Source organism: Reticulibacter mediterranei (assembly GCF_016587455.1).
This window is the reverse complement of the sequence record NZ_BNJK01000002.1, coordinates 1,771,177-1,788,086: the sequence shown is the minus strand read 5'-3', so window position 1 is coordinate 1,788,086 and position 16,910 is coordinate 1,771,177. Positions and strand designations below refer to the sequence as shown.

The 16,910-nt window shown below is 52.9% G+C and carries 16 protein-coding genes; 8 read left to right on the top strand and 8 right to left on the bottom strand.

All coding sequences use genetic code 11. The annotated features are described in order from the left end of the window. The first annotated feature begins 12 nt into the window (after positions 1–12). The 3 genes from K3T83_RS46330 (at position 13) to K3T83_RS46320 (ending at position 2,338) form a co-directional block, all read left to right on the top strand. The gene (locus tag K3T83_RS46330; protein ID WP_220209929.1) at positions 13–888 is read left to right on the top strand and encodes a metallophosphoesterase family protein; all 876 of its coding nucleotides are present in this window, start codon (positions 13–15) and stop codon (positions 886–888) included. Between the two features lie 116 nt (positions 889–1,004). Beyond that, a complete protein-coding gene (locus K3T83_RS46325) occupies positions 1,005–2,051 on the top strand; it encodes a pentapeptide repeat-containing protein (RefSeq protein ID WP_220209928.1) in 1,047 nt (348 codons plus the stop codon). After that, positions 2,015–2,338 (top strand): GIY-YIG nuclease family protein, encoded by a 324-nt coding sequence (locus K3T83_RS46320; RefSeq protein WP_220209927.1) that lies wholly within the window; start codon positions 2,015–2,017, stop codon positions 2,336–2,338. Before K3T83_RS46325 ends, K3T83_RS46320 begins: the two co-directional genes overlap by 37 nt. A gap of 25 nt (positions 2,339–2,363) precedes the next feature. Here the strand turns inward: K3T83_RS46320 and K3T83_RS46315 are convergent, their stop codons facing one another. From K3T83_RS46315 to K3T83_RS46305, 3 genes are all read right to left on the bottom strand, one after another. Further along, positions 2,364–2,654 carry a hypothetical protein gene (locus K3T83_RS46315; RefSeq protein ID WP_220209926.1) on the bottom strand — a complete coding sequence of 97 codons (291 nt, stop codon included), beginning with the start codon at positions 2,652–2,654 and terminating at the stop codon, positions 2,364–2,366. 54 nt (positions 2,655–2,708) lie between these two features. Next, positions 2,709–3,128 (bottom strand): hypothetical protein, encoded by a 420-nt coding sequence (locus K3T83_RS46310; RefSeq protein WP_220209925.1) that lies wholly within the window; start codon positions 3,126–3,128, stop codon positions 2,709–2,711. Between the two features lie 117 nt (positions 3,129–3,245). After that, positions 3,246–4,763, bottom strand: a complete 1,518-nt coding sequence (locus K3T83_RS46305) for an MDR family MFS transporter (RefSeq protein ID WP_220209924.1) — start codon at positions 4,761–4,763, stop codon at positions 3,246–3,248. 230 nt (positions 4,764–4,993) lie between these two features. On the opposite strand from K3T83_RS46305, the gene K3T83_RS46300 reads away from it, so the two are divergent. Further along, positions 4,994–6,034, top strand: a complete 1,041-nt coding sequence (locus K3T83_RS46300) for a LacI family DNA-binding transcriptional regulator (protein ID WP_220209923.1) — start codon at positions 4,994–4,996, stop codon at positions 6,032–6,034. Between the two features lie 66 nt (positions 6,035–6,100). On the opposite strand, the gene K3T83_RS46295 is transcribed toward K3T83_RS46300, so the two are convergent. Beyond that, positions 6,101–6,571, bottom strand: a complete 471-nt coding sequence (locus K3T83_RS46295) for a response regulator (protein WP_220209922.1) — start codon at positions 6,569–6,571, stop codon at positions 6,101–6,103. 244 nt (positions 6,572–6,815) lie between these two features. Here K3T83_RS46295 and K3T83_RS46290 point away from each other — a divergent pair, with 244 nt between their 5' ends. The 3 genes from K3T83_RS46290 to K3T83_RS46280 all read left to right on the top strand — a co-directional run bounded on the left by K3T83_RS46290 (position 6,816) and on the right by K3T83_RS46280 (position 10,254). Next, positions 6,816–7,781 (top strand): helix-turn-helix domain-containing protein, encoded by a 966-nt coding sequence (locus K3T83_RS46290; RefSeq protein WP_220209921.1) that lies wholly within the window; start codon positions 6,816–6,818, stop codon positions 7,779–7,781. Between the two features lie 183 nt (positions 7,782–7,964). After that, on the top strand, positions 7,965–8,765 hold the full coding sequence (locus K3T83_RS46285) for a class I SAM-dependent methyltransferase (RefSeq protein WP_220209920.1): 801 nt from the start codon (positions 7,965–7,967) through the stop codon (positions 8,763–8,765). A gap of 142 nt (positions 8,766–8,907) precedes the next feature. Then, entirely contained in the window at positions 8,908–10,254 is a 1,347-nt protein-coding gene (locus K3T83_RS46280) for a glycoside hydrolase family 32 protein (RefSeq protein WP_220209919.1), read from the top strand. Positions 10,255–10,669: 415 nt separating this feature from the next. Here the strand turns inward: K3T83_RS46280 and K3T83_RS46275 are convergent, their stop codons facing one another. The 3 genes from K3T83_RS46275 to K3T83_RS46265 all read right to left on the bottom strand — a co-directional run bounded on the left by K3T83_RS46275 (position 10,670) and on the right by K3T83_RS46265 (position 14,650). After that, positions 10,670–12,055 (bottom strand): glutamine synthetase family protein, encoded by a 1,386-nt coding sequence (locus K3T83_RS46275; RefSeq protein ID WP_220209918.1) that lies wholly within the window; start codon positions 12,053–12,055, stop codon positions 10,670–10,672. Positions 12,056–12,117: 62 nt separating this feature from the next. Next, entirely contained in the window at positions 12,118–12,882 is a 765-nt protein-coding gene (locus tag K3T83_RS46270) for an SDR family NAD(P)-dependent oxidoreductase (protein WP_220209917.1), read from the bottom strand. Between the two features lie 211 nt (positions 12,883–13,093). After that, positions 13,094–14,650, bottom strand: coding sequence for an amino acid permease (locus tag K3T83_RS46265; RefSeq protein WP_373324750.1), 1,557 nt, complete (start codon positions 14,648–14,650; stop codon positions 13,094–13,096). A gap of 664 nt (positions 14,651–15,314) precedes the next feature. Here K3T83_RS46265 and K3T83_RS46260 point away from each other — a divergent pair. Next, complete coding sequence (locus K3T83_RS46260; protein ID WP_220209915.1) at positions 15,315–16,079, top strand: FadR/GntR family transcriptional regulator; 765 nt, start codon at positions 15,315–15,317, stop codon at positions 16,077–16,079. A 17-nt stretch (positions 16,080–16,096) separates the two neighbouring features. Here K3T83_RS46260 and K3T83_RS46255 read toward each other — a convergent pair whose 3' ends face one another. Then, positions 16,097–16,582: a hypothetical protein gene (locus tag K3T83_RS46255; RefSeq protein ID WP_220209914.1), complete on the bottom strand. Its 486-nt coding sequence runs from the start codon at positions 16,580–16,582 to the stop codon at positions 16,097–16,099. Positions 16,583–16,910: the final 328 nt, after the last annotated feature.

The following is a 16,910-nucleotide window of genomic DNA, read 5'->3' as shown; positions in this document are numbered from 1 at the left end:
AGCGGAAGGTGTATGAATATCGCTATTTTTGCAGATCTGCATGGGAGGCTGCTGCTCGCATTCCAGCTTTGTGAGCGCTGGCAGAGGGAGACTGGAGAGACCATCGATCTGATATTGCAGGCCGGTGATCTGGGCGCGTTTCCCGCGATGGAAAGACTGGACAAAGCCACGCGCCGGTATGCTGAGCATGATCCAACAGAACTCGGGTTCCTGAAACAGTTCTGCCGTTATGATCCTACAGTTGCCCTGGTCCTGGACAAGACAACATGCCCGATGATCTTTGTGCGCGGCAATCACGAAGATCACAACTGGCTCGATGGCCTTGAGCAGCAGAGCGAAGAACCCATCTTTCCCATTGATGCTTACAAGCGGGTGTACAACTTGAAAACGGGTCTGCCCTGGCTATTCCAGCGTGAGGATGAGCAGATCACGATCATGGGGGTTGGACGGATTGGCGCGCCACCAGGAGAAGAGGACCAGCAACAAAGCAAGTATATTCAGCACTATGAAGCAGAAAAGCTTGCCCATCTGCAACGCAGCCCGGTTGATATCCTGCTGACCCACGATGCGCGCCCCAATTTCGCCCACTTTGGGTACAGCGGGAAAAGTGCGAGCGGGATGAAGGAGATCGAAGACATTCTAGATAGGGACAGACCTGCTTACCATTTCTTTGGCCACTATGGAGGTCCGCCCCAGGTGCGCACTGATAGCAATGGCATCACGCTTTCAGTCAAACTGGCAGATCTGCATCGGGAACGCGATACATTGGTGCTTGAACAAGGATCGATGGGCCTCTTACGCTGGCGGGATCGAGCAGTTCATTCTTTCACGATACTCGATGATCCCTGGCTAAAAGAATACACAATCCACACATGGCCCTATCTTTAGTGTCTCACATTCTCGGCCGCTCAATCCCAGACCGCGAGGGCTGTGCTCTCCCACTTGCCTTGTAGCGAACGCGCCAGTATACTCCAGGCAGAGAAAACAGCCGGAGGTGACACCCGATGGCGAATCCGGAACACATTGATCGACTCAAACAGGCGGCTGGTGCTTCATGGAAGCGAGGAAGGTGGAATCGATGGCGACAACAGCATCCAGAGATCCATCCTGATCTTCGTCAGGCATTCTTGTACGGCATTCGTTTACGAGGCATCAACCTGAGCGGGGCCGATCTCAGCGAGGCTGATCTCAGTCCTGCCACGTTCAGTCCTACCGAACTAGCGCGTGCCAGAGTGCGAGGAGACACGACCGATCTGAGCGATGCCGACCTCAGTGGGGCCAACCTGAGCGAAGCTAACGTGAATGAAGCCAATCTGAGCGGAGCCAACTTGAGCGATGCCGACCTCAGTGGGGCCAGCCTCTACCTTGCCAGGCTCAGCGGGGCAGACCTGCGTGATGCTGATCTACGCAACGCCGATCTACGCGAGGCCAATCTGAGTTATGGCAAACGCTATCCAAACAGGCGAAACGGGCCATACGTGAGTGAAGCGAACCCACGCAAAGCAACCTTGCGTCCTGCCAACCTGAGCCGGGCCAACTTGAGCGGCGCTCTCTTGAGTGGTGCTCACCTCAAAGGGTCTATTCTTGCAGAGGCGAACTTGAGCCATGCCATTCTGGGTTGGGCTGTGCTCCACCAGGAAGAAATCAGCAGTGCCCAGTCCGGTGAGGTCGAGCTGTACCCTGCCGAGTTAAGCAATGCAGATCTGGGTCATGCTAACTTGAGTTTTGCCCAGATGCCCGGCATTGATTTGTGGGGGGCCAATCTGAGCGGTGCAAATTTGAGTCATGCTGATCTGAGCTCTGCAACCCTGTTTGGTGCCAACTTAAGCCAGACCAACTTACAAGGCGCGAACCTGTTTTGCGCCAATCTTACCTATGCGACCATGCAAGGGGCGAATCTGGAACAGGCCACTGTGGACCATGCAACTTTCGAGGGCGCTGATCTGCGTGCGATTCCCTGGCAAATTGTCAAGGCGTTGATGGAGCAAACAGCAACGAACTTTGCCAGGGTTCAATGGGACCACGCGGGCGAGGAAGAGGAGTCTCTGTGAATCAGACATACTTTGTCTATATTGTCCAATGCGCCAATCGTGCGCTCTACACAGGATACACAATTGATGTCGCGAAACGCATTGCACTACATAATGCTGGCAAAGGCGCTCGATACACACGTGCTCACCGTCCGGTTACGCTGCTTGCCTGCTGGACCTTTCCCACAAAGAGTGAGGCGCTACGGATTGAACACGCGATTAAAGCGCTCTCTCGCACACAAAAACTCCGCCTGATCGCAGACCATCAACAAGGGAACGCAATTTCTTTACCAGGAACTTCTTCATAAGCCAGTTGCCGGAGCTGCTTTGTGGTCAGTCAGGAAACGGGGCTTGTAGAAGTCCGTTAAGCGCGCCATTCCTGATAGCCTCAGCAGTGGCCGAGGCTGGCTTTTTTCTGGCTTGCTCCATCAGCACTTCAGCAAACGCCTGCTTGAAGCCAAGTCGAGGGTAGGCTTCGAGAATCGGATGGAGCAACTCTCCTGGAATATCTTCCAGTCGATATCCCCGGGCATCCATGATAGCTCCGAAATGAACGAGCGCAATTTCAGGGCGTTGCTGCTCGGCTTCTACCGAAAGGTGTAAGGCAATTGCTTTATGCACCATTTCGGCTTTTTGCTCAGGAGTAATTGAGGTCTCGATCTCGATCCTGATGAATAGTCAGGCTTCCCCACCCTCACGCCATGCATCGATGTGCCAGAATGCCCGTCCAAAGAGCCGCCACGATCCTAGCAAAAACACGATGACAAACACAAGCAGACCAGGTACGAGCAGCAATGCTCCCCGAGCCAGATCGTCCCCTATATCAATAAGCTGAATGAGAGCGATCAGGACCATGAAGGCCGCTAGCATCCGCCTCGCCCTCACACCAAGGAGAAACAGCAGCATGATCGCAAGAGCGAGATTCCGTGCAAACATATAGTCTGCATAGACGCGCACCGCTTCAGTCGCGATACTCCCGTTTGTCAGCAGCGCAGGATCTAGCTTACCGATCAACGCGCCAGCGAGGGTCAAGAGAGCGCCGAGAATGACCACAATAGATACCCACAGAGGAAAGCGTGCGACCGAAGTATCGTTCATGGTAATCCTCCTTTTATAGTCGTACATGAGAATATAAGCAGTCTATCACCAAGTTGAGAGCAAAAGCAATATTGCATGGGAAATACGAATCAACGTTCAAGAACCTCTCTTCGTTTCTTATCCTTTTTGACCCTCTGGCAATCTACCAGGCTGCTGCACGATGGAGGGATCTTTAAGAAAGAATACAGCCAGGAGAGCTATAACACAGAAGACAAGAATGGCCAGAAAACCGTGTTGGAGAGCCGTAGCAAGTCCATCACCTGCATTCCTGCCGGAATTGTCCAGTGATTGATTAACGACCATACCAACCAGGGCCACCCCCAGGGTTGAACCAATCTGACCAAAGTAGCGCACAACTCCACTCCCCACACCAAGTTGAGTTGGGGGCAGTATATTCTGCGCTGCAACATAGAGGACAGAGAAAATCGAGCCAATACCAAGCCCGGCCATTGATGTAACGACGATTACTGCCAGGAGTCCGGTTGTTGATGTCAGTTGTGTCAGCAAAAAAACGCCACAGGTCATGATGAACGTTCCCCCTATAATAACAACCTGATAGCGTTTGAGGATAGCAATCAACCAGCCGGAAAGGGTTGCTCCCACTGTTACACAGATGAGAAAGGGTGTGATGCTCATCCCTGCGCTGGTCGCGGATATACCCAACACCCCTTGCAGAAAGAGGGGCAGATAGACAGCCAGGCCGAGCAATATCATATACACTAGCAAGGCAAGAAGCGCATCAGCCGCAAAGATCTGGTTACGAAAAAGGTGCAATGGCAAGATCGGCTCGCGAGCACGACGTTCTGCCAGGAAGAAAAAGAACAAGAGCACGGCTGAGGCCCCCAATATGCCGTCTACCTGCAATGACGCCCACGCATAGGTCTGGCTACTTCCCCAGGTCAGCCCAAGCAACAGACATGTTGTCGCTCCCGCACATAAAAGTGTGCCAGTGAGATCTATGCGGCGGAGCGCCTCCCATCCAGTCAGAGAGGAGCTACGTTCAGAGAGTGTGGCAGGCAAATATATAAGCAAAGTTGCCAATGCGATGATACCGAGAGGCAGATTCAGGTAGAAGATCCAGCGCCAACGCGTGGCCACTGTAACCATTGGAGCAAGCAACGGACCAGAATCGGTGAACCATCCACCAAGACCTGGACCAAAAAGGTTGGCGAGAGCATATACGATATTAACGCTCATTTGCCATTGGGCACGCTCATCTGGCGGAAAAATGTCGCCGATAGTCGTTGCCACCAATGTCATACCAACACCAGCTCCCCAACCTTGAAGTCCGCGAAAAACAATCAGTTGATCCATATTTTGCGCAAGGCCACACAGAAGCGAACCCAGAAGAAACACGCTCGCCCCACTGAGCAAAAACCACTTCCGTCCAAACTGATCGGAAAATTTCCCCACAATGGGGATCGCGATCGTAGAAGTAAGGAGGTATGCAGTCGCAACCCAGCTATAACGGTCAGTCCCCTGAAACTGTTGAACGATATGCGGCAGAGCTGGACCAACAATCGTATTGTCCAGCGCCTCTAGAAAGAGGGTACAGAGCAGAGCTGCCAGCACGCAAAAAAGTACGAAGCCATGCAAGCGGCGCTTTTGCTGCAATAAGGGATTAGTCGTATTCATGATCGATGCGTTCCTCCTCTTCTAGGAAAGGGCAATGTTCGCCGTCGCAAACACTTTACGAAATCCATTTCGATAATTAACATGTTGTTTTGAGCATAACATGGGGAAACCAACGGTGTCAAGAAAAATATACTCTCAACCAGGCCAATTATTATTTGACAAAATGATAGATAGCTCGTTATACTGGTGCAAAGAGAGAGAAATGGTTATCGAAAAAGAGAAAGAAAGCGATGATGAATCCTTCACCGAAGGCACCGCTGACTATGGCCCAACTTGCAGCGGTTGCGGGAGTTTCTGTTGCGACAGTCTCAAAAGTGATCAACCAGCGCGCAGACGTTGCTCAGGCGACGCGTGAACGCGTGGAACGAGCAATGGCCGAACAAGGATACGTCCTCAATCGAGCAGCGCGGTCCCTTAGAAAAGGCAGGAGTGGACAGATCGATTTTCTCGTCGGTCCCGAACTCAACAGCTACTATGCCTTTGAAATTTTGCGTGGAGTCGAAGAGGCTCTCCTCTCCACTGAGGTACGTGTTGTGCTTGCTTCCACCCATGCTAATAGAGAGCGCGAGCAACTATGGAGGCAACAGCTCTCTGATGGTGCAACAGATGGTGCGATCCTGGTTCTCGCCGATAAGCACTCTCTCTACCTGCAAGAGCTAAACCGTCGCCACATTCCATTTGTAGTCGTCGATCCTTTTGGTGAACTGGGGCCAGACGATCTTTCAGTCAGCGCGACCAACTGGGCGGGCGGTAGGCTGGCTACCCGGTATCTCCTCTCTCTCGGCCATCGCCGTATTGCCGTAATCATGGGGGAACCTTCACATCCCTGTACGCAAGACCGGCTTGCTGGTTATCGCCTCGCCTTACAGGAAGCGAGTGTCGCGGTTGATCCTGCTCTGATACGCTTTGCCGATTTTCATGGAGAGCGAGCCCATCAAGAGATGCTGCACCTGCTGGCGCTACCAGAACCGCCAACGGCTGTTTTTGTGGGCAATGATGAGCAATGCCTCGGGGTGTATAGAGCCTTGCATGAGAGAGGAATAGCTGTACCAGATGCAATGAGCGTGATTGGATTCGACAATATGCCCTATGCTGAGTGGGTTACGCCTGCCCTGACCACCATACGCCAACCACTACTCGAAATGGGACGGGTCGCAACCAAAATGTTGCTGCGCCTGCTCGATGGCGAATCGGTCGAGACGCTTCGCGTCGAGCTTGCTACTCCTCTCATCGAACGGGCGTCCTGTGCGCCACCACAAAAACATCCCTAGAAATCGCGGTGTACAGGCTCGTTTAGTGACCTCTTCCGGGGTGTGGTTCCCACTATTAGCAGCCCCTTATTTAGGAAGATACTTCTTGATCATTTGCACAAGCTCCTGCGAAGCAAATGGCATGCTCAAAAAATCAGTTGATCCGGCGAGACGGCCTCTCATAGCAGAAATGGGGGTATTCTCTTGCTTCCCAAATAGAATCACAGGAAGCCTGGCAAGGTGCCGCGTCTGGCGTATCATCCGACAGAGACGATATCCATCCACACGCCTAAAATGGTTGGAGAGCAGGATCAGTTGCGGATGATGAGCTGCAATACTTACAAGTCCACTTTCAGTATCACGTGCAAAAAGAACATGGAAGTGTTCTGATTGTAGAATTTCCTGGATCAAATCTTTCATAATGGGATTCAGATCGACGACAAGTACTGTTCGTCTCGGTGCCGCAAAGAGATCCTGCGCGACAGGGGGAGGGCTTCGGTGATCATAGTCTGAGGATTGTGATGCTGGCTTCTCACTTTCGTCTTGCGAAAATAGCATCTGTTCTTTCTCCTTTTCATCTATCAAGTATATATAGTATACCACAGCACATTTTTACCTCCCTTTTCTCGGGATACGCGATAGAGGGAATCTTGCCCGAAGAAACGTTTCAGGAGAAAGATCAGGTTTTCTTTTTGACTTTGCTCAGGTTGATTTGGCAGGAACCTGTACATATGTTATGATGCTGCCATCATGGGAACGCTTCTGCCAATGACAACGAAGACAAGGAGCAGCAAGAAACGTCATGCATACCGTTGCGGTTCTCATCTACGACTCCGTGAATCCCTTTGAGCTGGGGGTCGCTACGGATGTCTTCGGCTTTGAACATCCCGAACTTGGAGTCCCCTGGTATCGTTTCCTGATCTGTGCCGATGCCAAGCGGCCTATTCGCAGTTCTGTCGGCCTCCTGCTCACAACGCCCTATTCTCTTGAACATGTCAGGGAAGCAGACACCATCATTATTCCAGGGCCGCGTCCGGGCCTCGCACCCGTTTCAGAAGCGCTGCTTGAGGCTCTCTGCCAATCTTATCAACGAGGCGCACGCATTGTCTCATTCTGCACAGGAACATTCCTGCTGGCAGCCGCCGGGCTGGTAGATGGTCGCTGCGTTACTACCCATTGGGCCTGGGCAACAACACTGGCAACGCACTATCCCCGGGTACAGGTCGATCCCCAGCGGCTCTATATCGATGATGGACAGATTCTTACCTCGGCTGGCACGGCTGCGGCGATTGATCTCTCGCTCCATGTGGTGCGTCAGGACTATGGGGCTGAAATCGCGACGGCCATAGCGAGGCGTATGGTGGTTCCTCCGCATCGCGAGGGCGGGCAGGCACAATATATAGAGACGCCTCTGCCCTCCGTCTCAGATGAGGGCGAGTTGTTCAGCGCGACGCTTAACTGGATCATGGCTCATCTGGATGAAGATATCAGTGTGGAGCACATGGCGGATCGGGCCGTGATGAGTCCACGAACCTTTGCGCGCCGCTTCCAGGCAACCCTGGGAACTACTCCCTATCAATGGGTACTCCAGCAGCGCATTCTCCTGGCTCAACGCCTCTTAGAGACCACCAACGAATCTGTCGAGCGGGTGGCGATACGGTGTGGATTTCGTTCTGCGGCCACGTTTCGCCTGCATTTTCACCGCTTCCTCTCGACCTCGCCGCAAGCCTACCGCTGCTCCTTTCAGCGCGAACCGGATCGTTCATAATCACGAGCAATGAGACCTTTCTGTTTCACCATGCCGCCATCCCCCTCCGCTTCCCTACAGGAGAAAAGAACGGATAAGCCTTGAACAGCGCGCAAGCAGATGCGTACAATGAGATAGGCTCCTCTATGCCCACATCAGATATCACAGCATTTGATAGCTATACGAGTTTCGCGAGGAGGCGAGATGACACAAGATAAAATGCTACTACGAACCACATTTAATCAGGATGCGCTGCTCTACGATCAGGCACGTCCAGGATACCCGGAGGCGCTGTTTGACGATATCGTGACGCTCTCAGTGCTTCCAGCAGCCGGGCGTCTCCTTGAAATTGGATGCGGAACCGGGCAGGCAACGCTTCCTCTGGCACGGCGAGGCTATCACATGCTCTGTATCGAGCTTGGCGCAAATATGGCCGCTCTTGCTCGCCAGAAGCTGGCAGCGTATCCTCTGGTCAATATCCAGACAGAAGCGTTTGAGGACTGGCAGTTGGAAGAGGAAGCATTTGACCTTGCACTTTCTGCAACGGCTTTCCACTGGATCGATCCCGCCATCTCCTATCAGAAAACAGCACAGGCGCTCAAGCCATCTGGAGCCATCGCGCTGTTCTGGCACGTGCATGTACAGAGCGAGGCATCCCAGGGCTTCTTTGAAGAGGTGCAGCAGATCTATATGCAACAGGTGCCCGAACAGCCGGAGAAATACGGCCCGTTATTGTGGTCCCATGAGGTCACAGAACCAACCAAAACAGAGATTGAGCAGACCGGTCTCTTTAGCAAGGTCACGGTACGTCGCTACCGTTGGGATGTGACCTACGATGCCGCCAGTTATCTGCGCCTGCTGGACACCTATTCCAACCATCGGATATTGGAGCAGCAGAGACGCGACCGCCTCTATCACGATATCGCTGATTTAATCAACACAAACTATGGTGGACGAATCACGAAAGGACATCTTGCACTTCTGTACGTTGCGCATCGCAAATAACTGGAACAGAAATCCTTCCCCGTTTCGTAGTTTCCCGATTTATCGGGAGGGCATCACCAGCCTGGACGGAAGTAGCGCACCTCCCGATAAATCGGGAAACTACGAAACGGGGGAGATCCACGAAAAAAGCATAAGGAATACCATGCAAAACAAGGATCACCAGCGTACCACTTATCATTACCAACCTCCCGCTTATTGGATGAACGATCCGAACGGTCTCGTCCAATGGAAAGGCAACTATCACCTGTTCTATCAACATAATCCTGATAGTCCTCTGCATGGCAACATGCATTGGGGCCATGCGATGAGTTCGGACCTGATTCACTGGACCGATCTGCCAATTGCGCTGGCACCTACCAGAGGTGGACCTGATGAGGAAGGTTGCTGGTCAGGCTGCTTTGTCGATAACCAGGGAACGCCCACGCTCATCTATAGCGGGAATGCACATGGTCGCCAACTTCCTTGCATTGCTACCAGCAGCGACGATGATCTACGGACCTGGCAGAAATACGCTGGCAACCCGGTCATTGCAGGCTGGCCGCCAGATCTGGATATTGTGGAGTATCGAGATCATTGCGTCTGGCGAGAAGGGGATCAGTGGTATCAATTGATTGGTTCGGGCATACAAGGGGTTGGTGGAACGGCCCTGCTCTATCGCTCGCCTGATCTCATCAACTGGGAATATCTTCATCCCCTATGTATTGGCAATAAGGATGAAACCGGGACGATGTGGGAGTGCCCCGACTTTTTTCCGCTGGGCGATAAGCATGTTCTGACCATCTCATCGATTCCGCATGGTCTGGTATATTATTTCATAGGCAGCTATCAGAACTTCACCTTCACGGCGGAACAGCAAGGCGTCCTGGATGCCAGCATGCATTTCTATGCGCCTCAATCGTTTCGAGATGAGCAGGGGCGGCGCATCCTCTTTGGCTGGCTGCGCGAGGGTCGGGACGATGCGGCATTGCAAGCTGCGGGCTGGGCCGGGGTGATGTCGTTGCCACGCATCCTCTCGCTACGAGACGGCGCGTTATCAATGGAACCTGCTGCGGAACTCACAAGTTTACGTCATCGCCACCACCAGATTGCGCCACAACTCATTGAGTGTCAGCAACTCATCAGCGAACAATTCTCCTCCAACGCTCTCGAAATACTCCTGGAGATCGAGTACAGCGGCCACTGTGAGGTACGCATTGAAGATAAGAGCTATCCTGACGAGCGCCTTCAGATCAATTTGCAGGAAACAGGCGTCAGCATCGAACAAACAGCAGGCAATCATCAATCAACTGAGCAGTGTGCATTAGAACCGGGGCGTCATACGCTGCACATATTTATAGATGGCTCGGTGCTGGAGATTTTCATCGATAATCGGCAATGCATAACCGAACGTTTCTATCATTCCGCACCTCAACAACTTGGCATGAGCATCTTTTCCAATGAGGGAACAACCAGGCTGCACGGGTTGGATGTGTGGGAGTTGCGGGCATAACTCCCGAATCGTTTGAATCGCATAATTTGCACGGACCTGATCATTGGTGCATCCGGCAATTGAAAGGGGAAAGGTGAGGAAACAGAGGATGTTAGATTACCCGTAGCGACAAGGGGCGGTGTGGAGGGGCTGCGGGGCCTTGCGCTTGTCGCTCTCGCCCCCGAGTGGTCCTCTCCCTCTCGCGACGTGCCAGCAGCGATGAAGCGCCTGGGGAGGGCGACAAGCGCAAGGCCCCCACCAAGAACCCCCAACCCCCCCTTGCCGCTACGAGAGACCCAACATCCTCTGCCTCCCCACCTTTCCCGGATGCATCAATTATGAAGATTAACCAAATAATCCAGGAACATCCCTCTTGTAAATTGTTACAATTCATAATCAGGTCCGTACAATTCTAATTACATCTTTTACTAGTATATTATATCAGTTCGAGATAGCGGCGGCGATCCCAGTTTGTGACGGCTTTCTCGTATTCTTTCACCTCCCAGCGGCGCGTGGTAACAAAATGCTCAACAAAATCTATACCCAGGAACTCTCGCGCCACCTCGCTGCTCTCAAACAGGCTTGTGGCCTCGGCAAGATTGCGGGGCAGCGGTCGAATACGTCCATCGGCGATGGCCTGAGCAATGGTTGCGGGATCGTAAGCGTTGCCCGCAAGGCGCTCTGGAAGGGTGAGTTGCTGCTCGATTCCATAGAGGCCGCTCGCCAGGATCGCCGAAAAGACGAGATAGAAATTGGCATCTGCGCCCGGCACGCGATTTTCGAGGCGCACAGCACGACGCCCATTATTGATGACGCGGACGGCGCAGGTGCGATTATCCATGCCCCAGGTCGTGTTGAGCGGTGCCCACGTGCCCTCGATATAGCGCTTATACGAATTGATTACCGGGGCGTAGAGGACCATGAAGTCTGGTAATGCATGCAGTACACCGGCAAGGAAACTGCGCATAGTAGGAGACATATGGCCTTCGGCGGCCTCATCCCAGAACAGGTTGCGCTCCAGGCCACGATCCCACAGGCTCATATGGGAATGTCCGCTACTGCCATCCTCCTGATCGCTCCATTTAGCCATAAACGTTGCCGTCAGGCCCATCTGATGACAGATTTCCTTGACGCCGGTTTTAAAGAGCATCGTGCGGTCGGCGGCGGTCAGCGCATCAGCGTAACGGATATTCATCTCATACATCCCCGGCCCGTGTTCTCGATTGTATCCTTCAATCTCAATACCGTGATCGCGCATCATCCGGGCAATGCGTCCGAGCAGGTGATCGTCCGCGCTGGCCTGACTGATCGAATAGCAATTTGTGCCTGGATTGAGCGGGGTCAGGTTGGGGCCGAAGTCCTTTTCGCGCAGCGACATCTGGTTCTCGCGGAAGAAACGGAACTCCAATTCGGCAGCGGCCATCGGCTCATAGCCCATTGCCTGCGCTCGCTTGATGACGTTTTGCAGGACGAAGCGCGGGGAAATCGCGACGGGATCACCATGTTCTGTCCAGAGGTCGCAGACGCAAGAAGCAATCTGTTCTTCCCAGGGCACAGGCGCGAACGTGGCGAGGTCCGGTTTCATCACAATATCGGCAAAACCGCGCTCCCAGTTGCTAAATTTGAGGTCCGTCAACACATTTTCTGCGATATCCCATCCAAACAGCACATCGCACTGCGCGAAACCATCGGATAAGGAATCCAGGAAGAAGCGCGCAGCCACCCGTTTTCCTCGAAAGACGCCTTCTATATCGGACGCGCCAATCTTGATATACTCAATCTTCCCGTCCTCAATGAGTTGCTTGATGGTCGTAATATCCATGTCTCTTTCCCTTCTTTTGAATCAAAAGGGGCCAGTGGTAGAGAATCGAGTGAGAAATAAGATTAAAAATAATTGGAGGTAATGCCACCATCAACCGTGAGCCAGGCTCCCGTCGTCCAGGAGGACTCGTCGGAGGCAAGATAGAGGGCCATATAGACAACATCCTTTGCCTCGCCAAAGCGCCCCAGAGGAATACGATTTAAGCGCAAGTTGCGTGCATCTTCACTGGTCCAGAGCGTTCGCAACAACGGTGTTTCAATGGGGCCGGGGCAAATCGCGTTGCAGCGGATATTGTATTGTCCATATTGCACGGCAAGCGACTTGGTTAACGAGAGCATGCCGCCTTTCGAGGCTGTATATGCATCCTGGGGCACGGTGCAACCCATGAAGGCCACAAACGAGGCGACGTTGATGATCGAGCCTTGCTTCTGTTCGATCATGTGAGGGATGACATATTTTGAGCAGAGAAAGGCGCTTTTGAGGTTGACATCGAGCACCTTATCCCAGGTCACCTCGCTGGTTTCAATCACGCTCGTATCCTCGGTAGGCATGATCCCCGCATTATTGTACAGGATATCGACGTGACCATAGGCGTCAATCGCGCTCTGCGCCAGCGTTTTGACCTCATCTTCTTTTGCAACATTTGCCTGAATAAAGATCGCGGTACCGCCTGCTTGCCTAATATGCTGGACGGTCTCTTCGCCCGCCTGCACATTGAGATCTGTCACAACCACACTGGCCCCCTCTTGCGCAAATAGTTCAGCAGCAACCTGTCCCATGCCACCCGCCGATCCTGTAATAATGGCAACTTTGTTCGCTAATCTCATTTATTTACTCCACTTCTTATTGATTGGCACATCCAGGAAAGAGAGAAGACTCTCGCTCATCCGTAGCGACAAGGGGTGGTTGGGGGTCTTGGCGGGGGCGACAAGCGCAAGGCCCCCGCCAAGACCCCCAACCACCCCTTGTCGCTACGTGTGACCCAACATCCTCTCTCCCCTTACGATCATTTCCTATCTTGACCAAATGCTACTTATTTTATTGGCCGCCCGCAAGACCTTGCTCTATAGAAGTATCCACGTGGAGCGCTTCACCGACCTGCCGCTCTATCTCGCTGAGTTCGGCGGCGGACCCCTGAATGTGTGGACCCTTGAACCAGTGGCGCACGCTAACGAACCACCAGATTACCAGGATTATCGACGTTCCCAATACTACTATAGGAGTATAGTTGAAATTGACTGGCGTGATCGGGTTGGCGGTTGGCAGCATAAAGAGAAGCGCGATGCAGATCACCCAGATTACGGCAATCGCGCCAATCGGCTTGCTCCATTTGCCGAGATGCCAGGGGCCGGGCTGAAAATCTTTGGCAAAAATACGCAGCAAGATGGGCGAGGCGTAGGCAAGATAGAGGCCAATCGTCGCAATCGAGGTGATAGCAACATAAGCTGCAAAATTGAAGACCGTTGGAATAGCCAGAATAAACGCACAGGAGGCCGCCAGAATAATGGCATTGCGCGGGGTACGGCTTCTATCGAGGTGGTGCCAGGTATTGGAAAAAGGCATCGCCCCATCGCGCGAGAAGGCATAAATCATGCGCGAGTTGGTAGTGATTGAAGACATGCCACAGAAAAATTGCGCCCCAACCGCGAGAGCAAAGAAGAGAGTACCGATAATATGGCCCAGGCGACTTTCCAGAATGTAGAGCACGGGATTGATGTATCCGGCAGCTTTGGTGAGATCAGGAGCGGCGGCAAGCAGACTCATGAGCAAGATATAACCTGCAAAGGCCGAGACGACAACCGACATTACCACACCCCAGGGCGCTCTGGTCTCAGCTCCAACCGTCTCTTCCGTCATGTGGGCCGAGGCATCATAGCCAGTGTACGTGTATTGCGCCAGCAGTAATCCCAACAGGAAGGCATACCAGATGGGGAAGCCCGTCGCATTATATTTGGGATCGAGCGAGAAGAGCGTACCGGCAGAGTTCAATGGTTGTGAGGCAACATGCGCGGCGAAACCTGCACCATCAAATTGTTGTCCGATCAGCGTGGCAACAACAACGCCACCGCCAATGCAGAGGACGCCGACAATATGCCACCATACACTGACATCGTTCAAGATAGCAACGATGCGGACACCAAAGATATTCAGGATGGCATGCAGGATCAGGACAATCGCGTAAATGGCCAGCGTTGTCCACTGGGTCGCGGGATCAATAGCGAGGACGGAGCCAAGCGTCGCGGGAAACGAGGGGAACCAGGCATTGAGCAACACATCGATGCTGACCGCCAGACCATAATCGATGCCAGCCGTCACAGCGACCTGGCCGATCAGATTGAACCAACCGGTGAACCAGCCCCAGGCAGGCCCGCCAAGCTTGGATGCCCAGAAATAGAGGCCGCCAGCGGTAGGATAGGCGGAGGCGAGTTCGGCCATACCCAGGGCGACGATGACGACAAAGATCGTCACCAGCGGCCAGCCTATCGAGCCAGCTGCGAACCCGGAGGTGGTAATCCCGGTATAAAATAAGGTCAGACAGCCACTTAGAACGGAAATAATCGTGAAGGAAATAGCGAAATTGGAGAAGCCCCCCATTGTCCGAAATAGTTCCTGCGCATATCCCAGACTGTGAAGGCGCTTGATGTCCTGGGTGAGTAACTCTTCTCTGGTCGTACGGTTTGTTGAAGGCACTGGACACCTCCTGTGGATACTATGGGATGGAGAAAGGAGAATAGAGCGGTTGGGATGCCTACGAGGTCAATAAAAAGCAAAAAGATGCCAGTATAGAAAATGCTGAGCGGGGACCAGTCACCTCCTTTTGTCGAGATGTCGGGCACGGGGAAGCACTTGCAACCTCCCTGCAAGGGAAGTATACTGATAAAGGTATAAAGGTCAGTCCTTTAAAGGAAGTATAAATAGTTTGGTGCTTTCTGTCAAGAGACGTGGTAAGAGGATCAGGGCTTTCCAGTTCTCCGCTCAAAGGGGTGCAGGGGTCTCCCTGCCGGGGCCTGGGGCGTCCCCAGTTTCCTTCCCTCCTTCGCGCGCCGCCTGCGGCGGCGCGCAAAAGAGAAGAAAAAAGTTTTTTGCGGGGACACCCCGCACCCCGGCAAAGGGCTGCCGCCCTCTGCACTCCCGCTAGATGGGAGAATTGGAAAGCCCTGGTAAGAGGATAGAGGGGAAATACTTCTGGAAGTGCGAACCGATTGGATGAATGAACATCTGGTCGCTTATCAGGGCAGCAGCTAGAGGAGGAAGTCTGGTGAAACAAGCGGAATCAGTTCCCGCAGAACGACCTGCGGGGCATGCACGAGAATCTACTCCTTATGATGTGATTTTCCGTCCCGTCCGCTCTGTGAATGCATTTGAAGAAACTATCGAGCGATTGGCACAAGCGATCAAATTAGGCGTGGTACCACCCGGCTCGAAGCTGCCACCAGAGCGGGAGATGGTCGCCCAGTTTCAAATCAGCCGTGCGACGCTGCGTGAAGCTATTCGCGCCCTTGAGCTTGCAGGCTATTTGCGCGCCAGGCGCGGTCGTGCCGGGGGAACCTTTGTGGTCTACCATACCTCCGAAGCCTCAGAAGCGGACGCACGCCGCTTGATAGAGGAAATGGGAGACTACTTGCCGGACATTCTCGATTTCCGCTGGGTCATCGAACCCGCCACAGCCGAACTCGCAGCCCAACGAGCGAAACCTGCCGACGCGCAATGGTTGTGCTCTTTACAGGAAGAAATCCAGTCCCTTCCTCGATCCGAATACCGCCGCCTTGATTCACGTTTCCACCTTGCCATCGCCGAACTGACAGGGTCTCGCTCGCTGATTGCCGCTGTAACCGATATCCACATGCAACTCAACGACCTATTAACGGCGTTTCCCCTGCTGGATGCCTCGTTGCGTCACTCAAATCAGCAGCACGAGAAAATCGTGAGGGCAATTGCAACGGGCAATTGCAAGTGCGCCCGTGCAGAGATGGAAGAGCATGTTATGGCAACCGCCAATTTACTGCGCGGCTTTCTCAGCTAACCACACATAGTTTCATACTACTGATGGGCAATCACAGTTGAGCGGCGTAAAAGGAAACGTAACAGCAGCAAGTAAGCAGCCGAGACAAGAGCGAAACCCACAAAGCCAACCACACTGACGAACGCAGCCAGGCCAGGCACATCATCAGGAGAAAACAGACAATACAACATATCCAGCAAGAAAAGGAAGCAGAGGGCATAAAAAGGCAAGCCGCTCAAGACCGCCGTGCCTCTTTGGACACGCCCATCTTCTGACATAAAGGAAGTACGAAGAAAGCGGGCGTAGAAGGAGGTAAAGGTGATGCCAGCAATGATGTAGAAGATGAGAAGTGACAACCACGCCGTACCAATGAGATTAGGAGCGACATCATCGAGGAAAAGCAAAAGCATGTGAAAAGGCACGAAGAATAGAACCGTACACACAACAATAAACACAATTGGCGGCAACCAGAGACGGAGAAGCAGCAATATATCGAAAGAGAGAGGGCCAATAGTTATTTTCATAGTAGAATCCTTTCTGGAAATTTCCAGCAACTTATTCATTGGAAGCAATGTTTGACTGCACTTATTCCTTAGTTTACTATACGCAAGAGGGCAATAAAGGTTGAAAAGAGGGACCATTGGGGCATGCTAAAGGAACTACTTTGGTGCAGGTTGGTGACATTTAAGGAGTATTGTAGACAAAAAAGGCAAATGATGGAGAGCCGGCTAACCAGTAGCGGCGTGACCACCGCTCTCCTGCTTCGCAGCAAAGTAATCTCGTAGAGAGAGATAAATGAAGAGATAGCGCCCTCCTATGCTCTCTTCTTGACGTAGCCTCATTTCTGTTTTA

Coding starts and splice junctions, on each gene's coding strand:
- K3T83_RS46295 (WP_220209922.1), bottom strand. CDS start 6,571: ATGCTATTTTCGCAAGACGAAAGTGAGAAGCCAGCATCACAATCCTCA.
- K3T83_RS46325 (WP_220209928.1), top strand. CDS start 1,005: ATGGCGAATCCGGAACACATTGATCGACTCAAACAGGCGGCTGGTGCT.
- K3T83_RS46285 (WP_220209920.1), top strand. CDS start 7,965: ATGACACAAGATAAAATGCTACTACGAACCACATTTAATCAGGATGCG.
- K3T83_RS46315 (WP_220209926.1), bottom strand. CDS start 2,654: ATGGTGCATAAAGCAATTGCCTTACACCTTTCGGTAGAAGCCGAGCAG.
- K3T83_RS46330 (WP_220209929.1), top strand. CDS start 13: ATGAATATCGCTATTTTTGCAGATCTGCATGGGAGGCTGCTGCTCGCA.
- K3T83_RS46310 (WP_220209925.1), bottom strand. CDS start 3,128: ATGAACGATACTTCGGTCGCACGCTTTCCTCTGTGGGTATCTATTGTG.
- K3T83_RS46305 (WP_220209924.1), bottom strand. CDS start 4,763: ATGAATACGACTAATCCCTTATTGCAGCAAAAGCGCCGCTTGCATGGC.
- K3T83_RS46290 (WP_220209921.1), top strand. CDS start 6,816: ATGCATACCGTTGCGGTTCTCATCTACGACTCCGTGAATCCCTTTGAG.
- K3T83_RS46280 (WP_220209919.1), top strand. CDS start 8,908: ATGCAAAACAAGGATCACCAGCGTACCACTTATCATTACCAACCTCCC.
- K3T83_RS46255 (WP_220209914.1), bottom strand. CDS start 16,582: ATGAAAATAACTATTGGCCCTCTCTCTTTCGATATATTGCTGCTTCTC.
- K3T83_RS46300 (WP_220209923.1), top strand. CDS start 4,994: ATGATGAATCCTTCACCGAAGGCACCGCTGACTATGGCCCAACTTGCA.
- K3T83_RS46270 (WP_220209917.1), bottom strand. CDS start 12,882: ATGAGATTAGCGAACAAAGTTGCCATTATTACAGGATCGGCGGGTGGC.
- K3T83_RS46265 (WP_373324750.1), bottom strand. CDS start 14,650: ATGGGGGGCTTCTCCAATTTCGCTATTTCCTTCACGATTATTTCCGTT.
- K3T83_RS46275 (WP_220209918.1), bottom strand. CDS start 12,055: ATGGATATTACGACCATCAAGCAACTCATTGAGGACGGGAAGATTGAG.
- K3T83_RS46320 (WP_220209927.1), top strand. CDS start 2,015: ATGGGACCACGCGGGCGAGGAAGAGGAGTCTCTGTGAATCAGACATAC.